Raw genomic sequence first — 12,458 nt, 5'->3', positions numbered from 1 at the left:
TAAGGTTCGAGGAGTTGGTGATGAAAGTTCGTGCATCGGTGAAAAAGCTGTGCCGTAACTGCAAGATTATTCGCCGCGAAGGTGTTGTTCGAGTAATTTGCAGCGCGGAACCACGTCACAAACAGCGCCAAGGCTGAGTGTGATCTGTGCTTAAGCCCAGCAGCTAGTGCGCTGCTGGGTTGATTATTTGTTATTACAGCGATATTATCTCGCGCCCTATTTCTTGGCTTCCGGGGCGTAGGTAGCTGTCAATTGGAGTCCCACTGAATGGCCCGTATTGCAGGCGTTAACATTCCAGATAACAAGCATACTGTTATCTCGTTGACCTACATCTATGGTGTTGGTCGCACCACTGCACATAAAATCTGTGCAACCACTGGGGTTAACCCAGCGGCTAAGATTAAAGATCTGAGCGACGAGCAGATTGAACAGCTGCGTGGCGAAGTGGCTAAGTTCACCACTGAAGGTGACCTGCGTCGCGAAATCAACATGAAAATCAAGCGCTTGATGGATTTGGGCTGCTACCGCGGTCTGCGCCATCGTCGTGGTCTTCCAGTGCGCGGTCAGCGTACCAAGACCAACGCGCGTACTCGCAAAGGTCCGCGTAAGCCGATCCGCAAGTAATCGCACCAGCGCAACGACAGGAATTTAGTCATGGCAAAACCTGCTGCTCGTCCTCGTAAAAAAGTTAAAAAGACGGTGGTTGATGGCATCGCCCACATCCACGCGTCGTTTAACAACACAATCGTCACCATCACCGATCGTCAAGGTAACGCGCTTTCTTGGGCTACCTCCGGCGGTTCGGGTTTCCGCGGTTCACGCAAGTCCACCCCATTCGCTGCTCAAGTAGCTGCTGAACGTGCTGGTCAAGCTGCGCTGGAATACGGTCTGAAGAACCTCGACGTTAATGTCAAAGGTCCAGGCCCAGGTCGTGAGTCCGCCGTCCGTGCTTTGAACGGCTGTGGCTATAAGATCGCCAGCATCACCGACGTGACGCCAATCCCGCACAACGGGTGCCGTCCGCCGAAGAAGCGCCGCGTGTAATCCAGGAGACTGTAAGAAATGGCTCGTTACATTGGTCCAAAATGCAAACTTGCTCGTCGTGAAGGCACCGATCTCTTTTTGAAGAGCGGCGTTCGCGCTATCGAATCCAAGTGCAACATCGAAGCAGCTCCAGGTATCCACGGCCAACGCCGCGGTCGCCAGTCCGATTACGGTACTCAGCTGCGTGAAAAACAGAAGGTTCGTCGTATCTACGGCGTTCTCGAGCGTCAATTCAGCGGTTATTACAAAGAAGCTGCCGGTAAGAAGGGCGCTACTGGTGAAAACCTGCTGCAACTGCTCGAATGCCGTCTGGACAACGTCGTATACCGTATGGGTTTTGGCTCTACTCGTGCTGAATCCCGTCAGCTGGTATCGCACAAGTCGGTTAGCGTGAACGGTAAAACCGTAAACGTCCCGTCTTACCAGGTACGTGCTGGTGACGTAGTCGCTATTCGTGAAAAAGCGAAGAACCAACTGCGCATTGTGCAGGCTCTCGATCTGTGTGCCCAACGTGGCCGCGTAGAATGGGTAGAAGTAGACACTGAGAAAAAATCTGGCGTCTTCAAAAACGTTCCAGCTCGCAGTGATCTGTCCGCCGACATCAACGAAAGCCTGATTGTCGAGCTCTACTCCAAGTAAGGGCTAGAAAATAGGTGCATCCATGCAGATTTCGGTAAATGAGTTCCTGACACCCCGCCACATTGATGTGCAGGTTGTCAGTCCAACCCGCGCCAAAATCACACTCGAGCCTCTCGAGCGTGGTTTTGGCCATACCCTGGGCAACGCGCTGCGCCGCATCCTGTTGTCCTCCATGCCCGGCTGTGCAGTAGTCGAGGCCGAGATTGACGGTGTGCTCCATGAGTACAGCGCCATCGAAGGTGTACAGGAAGATGTCATTGAAATCCTGTTGAACCTTAAAGGTCTGGCTATCAAGCTGCACGGTCGAGACGAAGTTACGCTGACCTTGTCGAAGAAGGGTTCGGGGGTGGTTACCGCTGCCGATATTCAGCTGGATCATGATGTCGAGATCGTTAACCCCGATCACGTAATCGCTAACCTGGCGTCTAACGGCGCCCTGAACATGAAGCTCGTTGTAGCTCGTGGTCGCGGTTATGAACCAGCAGACTCGCGTCAGAGCGATGAAGACGAAAGCCGCAGCATTGGTCGCTTGCAGCTTGACTCTTCGTTCAGCCCGGTTCGCCGTATCGCATACGTGGTGGAAAACGCCCGTGTCGAGCAGCGCACCAACCTGGACAAACTGGTTATTGATCTGGAAACCAACGGTACTCTGGATCCTGAAGAGGCAATCCGTCGTGCAGCAACCATTCTGCAACAGCAGTTGGCTGCGTTCGTCGACCTCAAAGGTGACAGTGAACCAGTGGTAGTCGAACAGGAAGACGAGATCGATCCGATCCTGCTTCGTCCGGTTGACGATTTGGAACTGACCGTACGTTCGGCCAACTGCCTTAAGGCGGAGAACATCTACTACATCGGCGACCTGATTCAGCGTACCGAAGTAGAACTGTTGAAGACTCCGAACCTGGGCAAGAAATCCTTGACCGAGATCAAGGACGTTCTGGCTTCTCGTGGTCTCTCCCTCGGCATGCGCCTGGATAACTGGCCGCCGGCAAGTCTTAAGAAGGACGACAAGGCTACGGCCTGATCGTCGTAATCACCGAACGTGAGTTTGGTAAGGAATGAACCATGCGTCATCGTAAAAGTGGACGTCACCTGAGCCGTACCAGCTCGCACCGCAAGGCCATGTTTCAAAACATGGCGGTGTCGCTGTTCGAGCACGAGCTGATCAAGACTACCCTGCCGAAAGCCAAAGAACTGCGCCGCGTTGCCGAGCCGCTGATCACTCTGGCCAAGGAAGACAGCGTAGCTAACCGCCGTTTGGCTTTCGACCGTACTCGTTCGAAAGAAATCGTCGGCAAGCTGTTCAATGATCTGGGCAAACGCTATGCAACCCGTCAGGGTGGCTATCTGCGTATCCTCAAGTGCGGTTTCCGCACTGGCGATAACGCGCCTATGGCGTACGTCGAGCTTGTTGATCGTCCTGTCGGTGGTTCTGTAGAAGCCGCTGAATAAGACATCAGTCTTTACAAGAAACCGGGCCTAGTGCCCGGTTTTTTGTTTTTAGTTTCCGTACGTGAAAGCGAAACGTAGCGCGAGTGATCCATTTATTGCGCTAACTCATAGTGATAAACGGAAACGTCCTCATTTACAGCGCATTTCGACACCAAATATCAGATTATCGCGACATTTGTCGTTTTTTCTCCTGTTCAAGAAGTGACCTTGCCAGCGTGTTGGTTCAAACTACGCCTTTCACGAGGAGAAGTACGGCGATGCTAGGCCACCCGGATGTCATTGATTATCTCAACACGTTGCTGACCGGCGAGCTGGCCGCACGTGACCAATATTTCGTGCACTCTCGGATGTATGAGGATTGGGGTTTCAGCAAGCTCTATGAGCGTATCAACCATGAGATGGAAGAAGAGGCACAACATGCTGATGCCTTGATGCGCCGCATCCTGATGCTCGAAGGCACGCCGCGTATGCGCCCCGATGACCTGGACGTGGGAACGACTGTTCCTGAGATGTTCGCCAGCGATTTGCGTCTCGAGTACAAAGTTCGTGGTGCACTCTGCAAGGGTATTGAGCTATGCGAGCTGCATAAAGACTACGTTAGCCGCGAAATCCTCCGCGTCCAGCTTGCGGACACTGAAGAGGATCACACCTACTGGCTGGAAAAACAGCTTGGCCTGATCAAATCCATCGGCCTGCAAAATTATCTTCAGTCGCAGTTCTGATTTACAGATTACAGATCTACAAAAAGGCCCCTGGCGCTTACACAGCGACAGGGGCCTTTTCATTGCGTCATAGCCAAAGCATCAGGCCCTGTCGCGCTCCAGTAGGGGCTTGAGGTAGTGCCCCGTGTAAGACTGCTTCATCTCGGCAACCTGCTCAGGCGTACCAGTCGCAATGATCTGGCCGCCTTTCGAGCCGCCTTCCGGGCCTAAGTCCACAAGCCAGTCAGCCGTCTTGATTACGTCAAGATTGTGCTCGATCACCACAACCGTATTCCCGTGGTCGCGCAACCGGTGCAGTACGTCCAGCAACTGCTGAATGTCCGCAAAGTGCAGTCCTGTGGTTGGCTCATCGAGAATGTAGAGGGTCTTACCGGTATCGCGCTTGGACAGTTCGCGCGACAACTTCACCCTCTGCGCCTCGCCACCCGACAGCGTCGTCGCCGACTGACCGAGCTTGATGTAGGAAAGTCCCACATCCATCAAAGTCTGCAGCTTGCGCGCCAGTGCGGGGACGGCATCGAAAAACGCTCGCGCTTCCTCGATCGTCATTTCCAGCACTTCGTGAATGTTTTTACCCTTGTATTTGATTTCAAGGGTTTCACGGTTGTAGCGCTTGCTCCTGCACACGTCGCAAGGGACGTAGATGTCCGGCAGGAAGTGCATCTCCACCTTGATAAGCCCGTCACCCTGGCAAGCCTCGCAACGCCCACCTTTGACGTTGAACGAGAAACGACCTGGCCCGTAACCACGTGAGCGAGACTCGGGTACGCCCGAAAACAGCTCCCGGATCGGAGTGAACAGACCCGTGTAAGTGGCAGGGTTGGAGCGCGGTGTCCGGCCAATCGGGCTCTGGTCAATGTCGACGACCTTGTCTAGGTGCTGCAGCCCGTCGATGCTGTCGTGCGCCGAGGCCTCCAGCGTCGTGGCGCCATTCAGCGCGGTGGCGCTCAACGGGAACAACGTGTTGTTGATCAGTGTCGACTTACCCGATCCAGAGACGCCCGTGACGCATGTGAGCAACCCGATCGGAATCTCCAGATCAACGTTACGCAGATTGTTGCCGCGCGCACCCTTGAGTTTCAGTGAAAGCTTCTTGTTGCGCGGCGTGCGCTTGGCAGGGACGGCAATTTTCACGCGCCCGGAAAGGTATTTACCAGTGAGAGAGTCAGGGTGCGCCATGACTTCAGCTGCCGTGCCCTGTGCGACGATATGACCGCCGTGGATCCCGGCGCCAGGACCGATGTCGACAACGTAGTCGGCCATGCGAATAGCGTCCTCGTCGTGCTCAACCACAATCACCGTGTTGCCGATATCCCGCAAATGGCGGAGGGTATCGAGCAGTCGATCGTTGTCACGCTGGTGCAGGCCGATGGACGGCTCATCAAGGATGTACATGACCCCCACAAGGCCCGCGCCGATCTGACTGGCGAGGCGAATACGTTGCGCTTCGCCGCCAGAGAGCGTGTCAGCGCTGCGATCAAGGGTTAGGTAATCAAGCCCGACGTTCACCAGAAACTGCAGGCGCTCACGGATCTCCTTGAGAATTTTGTCAGCAATTTCACCGCGGCGACCGGTCAGTTTCAGCGAGCTGAAGTACTCTGTGGCATCACCGATTGGAAGGTTAGTGACGGCTGGCAGTGTTTTCTCGCCAACCCATACGTGGCGTGCTTCACGTCGCAAGCGGGTGCCACGGCAGTCCGGGCAGGGCTGGGTGCTGAGAAACTTGGCCAGCTCCTCTCGCACGGTTGCCGATTCAGTCTCGCGATAGCGACGTTCGAGGTTCGGCACGATCCCCTCAAAAGGGTGCGCGCGCTTGACGATGTCGCCGCGGTCATTCAGGTAGCGGAAATCGACGTTTTGCGAGCCGCTGCCATTCAGCAGGGTTTTCTGCTGATCAGCGGGAAGCTCCTTGAAAGGCATTTCCAGACTAAATCCATAGTGTTTGGATAAAGAGCCCAGCATCTGGAAGTAATAGACATTACGTCTGTCCCAGCCCCGAATCGCGCCCTCGGCGAGCGTCAATTCGCCGTTGACCAGTCGCTTGATATCGAAAAACTGTTTAACGCCCAAGCCGTCGCATGTCGGACATGCACCCGCAGGGTTGTTGAAGGAAAACAGTTTTGGCTCTAGTTCGCTGATGGCGTGACCACAGATGGGGCAAGCAAAGCGCGCCGAGAAGATCATCTCCTCACCGGGCTCGTCGTCCATGGGTGCAACCAAGGCGATACCGTCAGCCAGTTTCAATGCGGTCTCGAACGACTCGGCCAGACGTTGTTGCAGATCAGCGCGGACCTTGAATCGGTCAACGACAACATCGATGGAGTGCTTCTTCTGCTTATCCAGCTTCGGCAATTCATCGAGTTCACAGAGCCTGCCATTGACCCGGGCACGCACGAAACCCTGAGCACGCAGTTCTTCGAACACAGCCAGATGCTCGCCTTTGCGCTCACGCACAACAGGGGCTAGCAGCATCAACTTGCTGCCTTCAGGTTGCGCGATGACCAGGTCGACCATCTGACTGACGGTCTGTGCCTCAAGCGGAATGTCGTGATCCGGGCAGCGTGGCTGACCGACGCGTGCATAGAGCAGGCGCAAGTAGTCGTAGATTTCGGTGATCGTTCCCACGGTTGAGCGGGGGTTGTGGGACGTGGACTTCTGCTCGATGGAAATGGCTGGCGACAGACCTTCAATGGTGTCGACGTCAGGCTTTTCCATCATTGACAGGAACTGACGAGCGTACGCGGATAAGGATTCCACATAGCGTCGCTGCCCTTCGGCGTAGAGCGTGTCGAATGCCAGCGATGACTTGCCGGAGCCGGAAAGCCCGGTAATGACGATCAGCTTATCGCGTGGCAGGGTGAGGTCGATGTTCTTCAGGTTGTGGGTTCGGGCCCCACGAATCAGGATCTTGTCCAAAATGGCCTCGCGCGGCGGGCGTCGTAAAACGAAGGAGTATACGGTCAAATACTGGATGGATGCACACTATCAGATCACGCGTCGCACGCTCACATGAAGACTGCTTCATCTAAGCGCGGCAAAGCGTCGCGTGTGTGCTGTACATCGATGGGACTGGTAGAATTGCCGCCGGTTCACACGAGGTTATTCCATGCACGATTCACACAGCGAGCGCATGAGTGGCAGCGAGACCCGCGCAGCAGGCGGTCTGGCGCTGGTGTTCGCATTCCGTATGCTTGGCATGTTCATGGTTTTGCCGGTCCTCGCGACTTATGGCATGGACCTGGCGGGAGCGAGCCCCGCTCTTATTGGCCTGGCGATTGGCGCTTATGGACTGACGCAAGCCGTGCTGCAGATTCCGTTCGGAATCATCTCCGATCGCATCGGGCGTCGTCCGGTTATCTATTTCGGCCTAATCATTTTTGCGATAGGCAGTGTGCTTGCCGCTGATGCGACGTCCATATGGGGTGTGATCGCAGGCCGCGTGCTGCAGGGCGCCGGGGCGATTTCAGCAGCAGTCATGGCTCTTTTGTCAGACCTGACTCGCGAACAACACCGCACCAAGGCCATGGCGATGATCGGTATGACCATCGGTGTTTCGTTCGCAGTCGCCATGGTCGTCGGCCCGATTCTGACCGGTGCTTTCGGGCTGTCTGGTCTGTTTCTGGCAACCGGCGCTATGGCACTGGTAGGCATCCTCATCACCGCCTTCGTTGTTCCCAAATCTACCGTTACCTTGCAGCATCGCGAGTCCGGTCTGGCCAAGCAGGCATTGGGCGCGACCTTGCGTCATCCCGATTTGCTAAGGCTTGATTTAGGTATCTTCGCGTTACACGCGATGCTCATGTCCAGCTTCGTCGCGCTGCCTCTCGCGCTGGTCGAAAAAGCCGGTTTGCCCAAAGAGCAGCACTGGTGGGTCTATCTGACCGCGCTGGTGATTTCTTTCTTTGCCATGATCCCGTTCATCATCTATGGCGAGAAGAAGCGTCAAATGAAACGGGTTTTGCTGGGCGCAGTCGCTGTGCTCATGCTCACTGAACTATTCTTCTGGGAGTACGGCAACACGCTTCGAGCGCTGGTTATCGGCACAGTGGTGTTCTTTACCGCCTTTAACCTGCTTGAGGCATCGCTTCCATCGTTGATCAGCAAAGTCTCCCCGGCGGGCGGTAAGGGCACGGCGATGGGGATTTATTCCACCAGCCAGTTCCTCGGTTCGGCGGTGGGCGGCATCCTTGGCGGCTGGCTTTTTCAGCACGGCGGGCTGAGTGTTGTGTTTCTTGGGGGAGCGGGGCTGGCAGCACTCTGGCTCTGTTTTGCTGTTACCATGCGCGAACCTCCCTATGTCACAAGTCTGCGCTTGCCGCTGTCGCCCGAAGCTCAACGAGATTCCGGTCTGGCCGAGCGTTTGCTGGCAGTGCGTGGAGTAACAGACGCAGTAGTGGTGCCCGACGAGGGCGCCATCTATATCAAATTTGACAAAGAACAGTTGGATCGGGCGTCTTTCGACGATTTGGTCAATCCTGCGTCGCGAACGTGTGAAACCTAGTGGCCAAGGATAATTTAAATTGTCCAAAATATAGCAGTCAGGGGGAAACTGTTTTGTCCACCTGACGCTTGGGACGATTTATTTTGTCCGTCTTGTCTCTTTGTAATGGCTTGTTTTTTATGCCTTTCTGATATTCCCCGATTTAGCCGTCACAGTCCGCCCTTAAGTCGACGCGTGGGGCGTCCACGCCTTCATCCGTCGCGTATTGCAGGCGGTGCATCTGAGTGGCAGGGACGTCACACCACCGATTGTGCTCTGCGATTCTGGAACTCGGCCTTCATACGTCTGACCTGTGGCATAAGAGCGGATGGTCCGCCATGCCTGTCTGCGCTCGGTCACTAAGCTGGGAATAAAACGCTGATGTTGGCTGTTTGGGCCATTTTCGTGATGGCCATGACGATTATCGGCCTGCGCTATTGTGTGGGCACTGATACGATTTTGACCCAGGCTGCTGATTTTGACTGACCTGGATGCGGCCTCTCAAATACCGCGCAAAGACCTCGTTCGCTGAGTGTTTGGGTAGGTCAATGACTTCCGGCAGCCTGAGTCAATATCGCATCAGCGGCGACAGGTTATGAAAGTACTCGGCACCAGCAGCTTAGTGAAGGCGTTGAACCAAGCACCAGAGATGATGCGGATGTCAATCGCTGCCGACGTTCAGAGACCTTCCAGAGGTGCGAGGTTTGGCTCGACTTTGGCCTTGAGACACCATTGAAAATGATCGTGCCACGAGCCAAGCTCCGATTGGTCGGTTTTCAATGATTTAGCCGCTTTGGCGGTCAGCGGCGATAGCTCTGGGAATGCTTCTGTCAGATATCGCGTTCGCTTCACCAGTATTCTCAACTCGTGCCGATCAAACTGATCGTCATCAAGCGCGATATCAAGCGTGTCGACATTTTTAACCAGCGGTTTGACGATCAACTTGTTCAATACCGCCGAACTGCTGCCGACCTGTGAGGATCTGAACGCAATTGGCCACTGGTCCAAGGCTACAAAGAGTTGCTCCAGTGCGGGATGCTTCAGGATCGCCAAATGATCTTGTTTGAGTCCTGCGCGACGTGACGCAGCGGATTCAGGATGCCCTCTACTTTCGAGTGCACACGCCATCACTTCCAGGTCGCGCGCTGGGGTTGTTAGCCGACCTACTTCCGCCGCTGCTGTTCTCAAGCTATCCATGCCATCAAGCGCGCGCAGGGATCAACAGGCTGCGAATGCGTCTGACGGCTATCCGTAAATCGTGGAGTGCTTCTGGGCCTGTCTCGAATTCAAGTCGAGCGCGCGCGTGAAAAAGCGCGACTTCCATTGCAAGAATCTCTTTTACGTACGTATCAGCAAAGGCCATCAGATTCCCCTGACGGTGGTTGAGGTATATGAGGCTATCAGAGCATCAGACTAGGATGCTGACGACTGATCTTGCAAGCTATTGCGATGCATTCCCTATTACGAAATCCAGTTGGTTGGCGATCATTGTCGGGGTGCCTGGTTGCTTGCTGAACAGCGATAAAGTGGCGACCATCAATCAATCAATCAATCAATCAATCAATCAATCAACGCACGATCGCCCGCGCGGAAACTACTACTTTGCTCGACAGCTTGCTTCAGCCCCCGTCATTCGTCGCTCCACTAGCTCACAGCTCAGGGGCATCTTAGAGGTACACACCTTTTGGACTTCGGTATTAAGGTCGATTTTGTCCGCCTATTTTTTAGCGGACGCGATCGTCCTTAATTCCCGAGGGGCCGATGCTGGCGGTCTACATTCGCCTCGATCTGCAGCTGGCCAGCTAGGTGATGCTGCAGGTCGACGACGCCTTTGCCCCCAGCTAGGCGCAACCCAAACATATAAGCCCCGCACATGGACGAACCGCTGCGGGCCTCGCTGCTGCGCTTTCTGCAAGCCATGGCCGACCGTCGAAGCGCAGATCCTGGGGCCCGCACTGGTGCGGGAAATCTACTACCGCAGCCTCACGGGCGAGGAGATCGGCACTTTGCGTGCCGCGCCGATGGACCGCCAGGGCCACTTCGGCAAAGTCAGCCGGGCCATTCGCAAGATCCATAGCAGCTACCAGCAACGCCTGAACGTCGAGGCTCTGGCCCAGGGGGCGAGCATGAGCGTGCCGAGCTTGCACCTGCATTTTCCCGGCGTCACCGACTCCCCTCTCATGCAGAACCTGAAATCGACGCGTCTGCTGATGCTGCGCAACGACATCAGCGCCGCCTTCGAGGTGGGGTGTGAAAGTGCTTCGCAGTTCAGCCGCGAGTTCAATCGTTTCTTCGGCCGCACGTCGCTGGCGGAAATCCGGTGGATGAAAGCCACCCATGCCTTGCCGGCACCGGCGATATACTCGTTGTACGCGTAGTCGCACTATCCGGCTTGGCTCAAGGCGCGGGGCGTTGTGGCGTTACCCCTACACCCCACTGGGTGCCCATGCGAATGCGGCTGGCAGACTGGTTGTAAAGGCCCAGGGCGTTGGGTGCCTTGTAGCTTGCAGCGCTACCCAGCGCTTCGCGGTTGTAGCGCTGCGCGGGGGGTTCGCTGGCGGCCATGCGCTCGCCTAGGCAGTCGAAGGCGGGCGCACGTGCATCGCCCACCTTGACCCCCACGCAGGCGGCTGGCTCGGCATGGCCCACGGTGGGTATCGCGTAGCAGAACCACAAGGCAAGGGCAGTAAATTTAAGCATGATCGTTCCCCGCAGGGCTGGGTGGCAATGGAGCTTTACCTTAGCCCGTCGTGCCGCTGGCGCTGTTAAATTATTTTTTCCATGGTTGTAACAGAGCTGACATCGATTGCGCTCAGTATCACGGTTTTATGTTTGGGGTAGCAGTGGGCCATTACTGGTTGACCTCACTGGGTGTTGCCTGTGTCCCCTAGCTGCTTGGTTCGCTGGCTGGCGCTGTGGGTAACGCTTTGCACGGTCCCGGCGGTTTTCGCCGAGGCTCGGCCGCCCTTGGGGCAGGCGGTCAAACTGGATATCCCCAGCCAGGACCTGTTGACCGCTTTGGCCCGTTTCAGCGAACTGACTGGCATGGCGGTGCTGGCAGACCGGCAGTTGACCCAGGGCCGCCGCTCTGGAGCGATACATGCCAGCCTGCCGCCACGCCAGGCGTTGTCGCTGTTGCTGGCGGGCAGTGGCCTGATGGCCGTGTATGCCGGTACCGAAGGTTTTACCGTGCAGCCCGCGCAAGTATTGACGCTGGATGAACGGCCAAAAGGCTCAGCAAGTGCGTTTGAGGGCCAGAGTTTTGCCGCCACCCTGCAGCAGGACATCACCCGGGTGCTGTGCCGTAACCCGCAACTGCGCCCGGGGACCTACCGCGCGGTGTTGCAATTATGGATCGGTGGCCTGGGTGATGTGCAGTACAGCCATCTGCTCGCGAGCACGGGTGACTATGACCGTGACGACCTATTGATAAACGAATTGCGGGAAGTGGTCATTGATCGCCCGCCGCCATCGTCGATGCGCCAGCCGTTGACGATACTTCTGGAGCCGGCAGTGTTAGGGAAAAGCATGGATTGCAACGACGCAAAAGGAGGCGCACATCGATGACGAAAGAGCTGCGCCCCATGGTCCGGCTGTTTCTGGCTTCCTATGAAGACATCAAGGGGCGCCTGCGCCGACGCTTGGGGTCCGAGGACTTGGCCAACGACGTGCTGCAGGAAACCTTCCTGCGCGTTGACCGCATGGACGATGCCGCCGAAGTCGAACGCCCGGACGCCTATCTGTATCGCATGGCGCTCAACGTCGCTGCTGACCGCAGGCAGGCCGATGCCCGCTTACTGACGGGTGAAGAGCTCGAGGAATTGCTGCAGCCGCTTGACGAGTATCACGATCCCTCACGGATCGTCGGCGGCCAAAACGAGGTTTCAGCGTTGATCAAGGCGCTTTACGAACTGCCTTCAAGGCGCCGGCAGATTTTCCTCGCCGCGCGCCTCGAAGAGGTACCGCACGTGGAGATTTCCCGGCGCTTTGGTGTATCCACGCGCACGGTCGAGAAGGAGTTAAAGGCCGCCTTAGGGCATTGCGCGGATCGTCTCGAAAGAAAGTCGATCCAGCGCTTCGGTCCCGGCGCGGGAAAACCGTCTAAACGTTGAGCATCCTTT

General features: G+C 56.2%; 13 protein-coding genes and 1 pseudogene. 11 read left to right on the top strand and 3 right to left on the bottom strand.

Annotated elements, in window-relative coordinates; all coding sequences use genetic code 11:
• Nucleotides 1–20 precede the first annotated feature (20 nt).
• From rpmJ to bfr, 7 genes are all read left to right on the top strand, one after another.
• Nucleotides 21–137, top strand: coding sequence for a 50S ribosomal protein L36 (rpmJ, locus tag OYW20_RS23260; RefSeq protein ID WP_002555468.1), 117 nt, complete (start codon nucleotides 21–23; stop codon nucleotides 135–137).
• Nucleotides 138–267: 130 nt separating this feature from the next.
• Nucleotides 268–624 carry a 30S ribosomal protein S13 gene (gene rpsM / locus OYW20_RS23255; RefSeq protein WP_268798230.1) on the top strand — a complete coding sequence of 119 codons (357 nt, stop codon included), beginning with the start codon at nucleotides 268–270 and terminating at the stop codon, nucleotides 622–624.
• Nucleotides 625–654: 30 nt separating this feature from the next.
• The gene (rpsK, locus tag OYW20_RS23250) at nucleotides 655–1,044 is read left to right on the top strand and encodes a 30S ribosomal protein S11 (protein ID WP_002555466.1); all 390 of its coding nucleotides are present in this window, start codon (nucleotides 655–657) and stop codon (nucleotides 1,042–1,044) included.
• A gap of 18 nt (nucleotides 1,045–1,062) precedes the next feature.
• Entirely contained in the window at nucleotides 1,063–1,683 is a 621-nt protein-coding gene (gene rpsD, locus OYW20_RS23245; protein ID WP_002555465.1) for a 30S ribosomal protein S4, read from the top strand.
• Nucleotides 1,684–1,705: 22 nt separating this feature from the next.
• Nucleotides 1,706–2,707: a DNA-directed RNA polymerase subunit alpha gene (locus OYW20_RS23240; RefSeq protein WP_007970428.1), complete on the top strand. Its 1,002-nt coding sequence runs from the start codon at nucleotides 1,706–1,708 to the stop codon at nucleotides 2,705–2,707.
• 41 nt (nucleotides 2,708–2,748) lie between these two features.
• Entirely contained in the window at nucleotides 2,749–3,135 is a 387-nt protein-coding gene (gene rplQ / locus OYW20_RS23235) for a 50S ribosomal protein L17 (protein WP_004397026.1), read from the top strand.
• 257 nt (nucleotides 3,136–3,392) lie between these two features.
• Nucleotides 3,393–3,857, top strand: a complete 465-nt coding sequence (gene bfr, locus OYW20_RS23230) for a bacterioferritin (RefSeq protein ID WP_268798229.1) — start codon at nucleotides 3,393–3,395, stop codon at nucleotides 3,855–3,857.
• 81 nt (nucleotides 3,858–3,938) lie between these two features.
• Here the strand turns inward: bfr and uvrA are convergent, their stop codons facing one another.
• Nucleotides 3,939–6,773 (bottom strand): excinuclease ABC subunit UvrA, encoded by a 2,835-nt coding sequence (gene uvrA, locus OYW20_RS23225; protein ID WP_268798228.1) that lies wholly within the window; start codon nucleotides 6,771–6,773, stop codon nucleotides 3,939–3,941.
• A 190-nt stretch (nucleotides 6,774–6,963) separates the two neighbouring features.
• On the opposite strand from uvrA, the gene OYW20_RS23220 reads away from it, so the two are divergent.
• Complete coding sequence (locus tag OYW20_RS23220; RefSeq protein WP_268798227.1) at nucleotides 6,964–8,358, top strand: MFS transporter; 1,395 nt, start codon at nucleotides 6,964–6,966, stop codon at nucleotides 8,356–8,358.
• Between the two features lie 657 nt (nucleotides 8,359–9,015).
• On the opposite strand, the gene OYW20_RS23215 is transcribed toward OYW20_RS23220, so the two are convergent.
• Nucleotides 9,016–9,534: a CHAD domain-containing protein gene (locus OYW20_RS23215; RefSeq protein WP_268798226.1), complete on the bottom strand. Its 519-nt coding sequence runs from the start codon at nucleotides 9,532–9,534 to the stop codon at nucleotides 9,016–9,018.
• Nucleotides 9,535–10,095: 561 nt separating this feature from the next.
• Here OYW20_RS23215 and OYW20_RS23210 point away from each other — a divergent pair.
• Nucleotides 10,096–10,715 (top strand): annotated as a pseudogene (locus tag OYW20_RS23210) (AraC family transcriptional regulator N-terminal domain-containing protein); the annotation flags it as partial.
• Nucleotides 10,716–10,734: 19 nt separating this feature from the next.
• On the opposite strand, the gene OYW20_RS23205 reads toward OYW20_RS23210, so the two are convergent.
• Entirely contained in the window at nucleotides 10,735–11,037 is a 303-nt protein-coding gene (locus OYW20_RS23205; protein WP_268798225.1) for a hypothetical protein, read from the bottom strand.
• A 180-nt stretch (nucleotides 11,038–11,217) separates the two neighbouring features.
• Between OYW20_RS23205 and OYW20_RS23200 the strand changes: the two genes are divergently transcribed.
• Together OYW20_RS23200 and OYW20_RS23195 are read left to right on the top strand one after the other, a co-directional pair.
• Complete coding sequence (locus OYW20_RS23200; RefSeq protein ID WP_268798224.1) at nucleotides 11,218–11,904, top strand: TonB-dependent outer membrane receptor; 687 nt, start codon at nucleotides 11,218–11,220, stop codon at nucleotides 11,902–11,904.
• Nucleotides 11,901–12,449 carry an RNA polymerase sigma factor gene (locus tag OYW20_RS23195; RefSeq protein ID WP_268798223.1) on the top strand — a complete coding sequence of 183 codons (549 nt, stop codon included), beginning with the start codon at nucleotides 11,901–11,903 and terminating at the stop codon, nucleotides 12,447–12,449. The genes OYW20_RS23200 and OYW20_RS23195 overlap by 4 nt, the downstream gene beginning before the upstream one ends.
• Nucleotides 12,450–12,458 lie beyond the last annotated feature (9 nt).

It is taken from the genome of Pseudomonas sp. BSw22131 (assembly GCF_026810445.1).
GTDB lineage: Bacteria > Pseudomonadota > Gammaproteobacteria > Pseudomonadales > Pseudomonadaceae > Aquipseudomonas > Aquipseudomonas huanghezhanensis.
The sequence above is the reverse complement of the archived record's forward strand: the minus strand, read 5'-3'. Positions and strand labels throughout refer to the sequence as shown.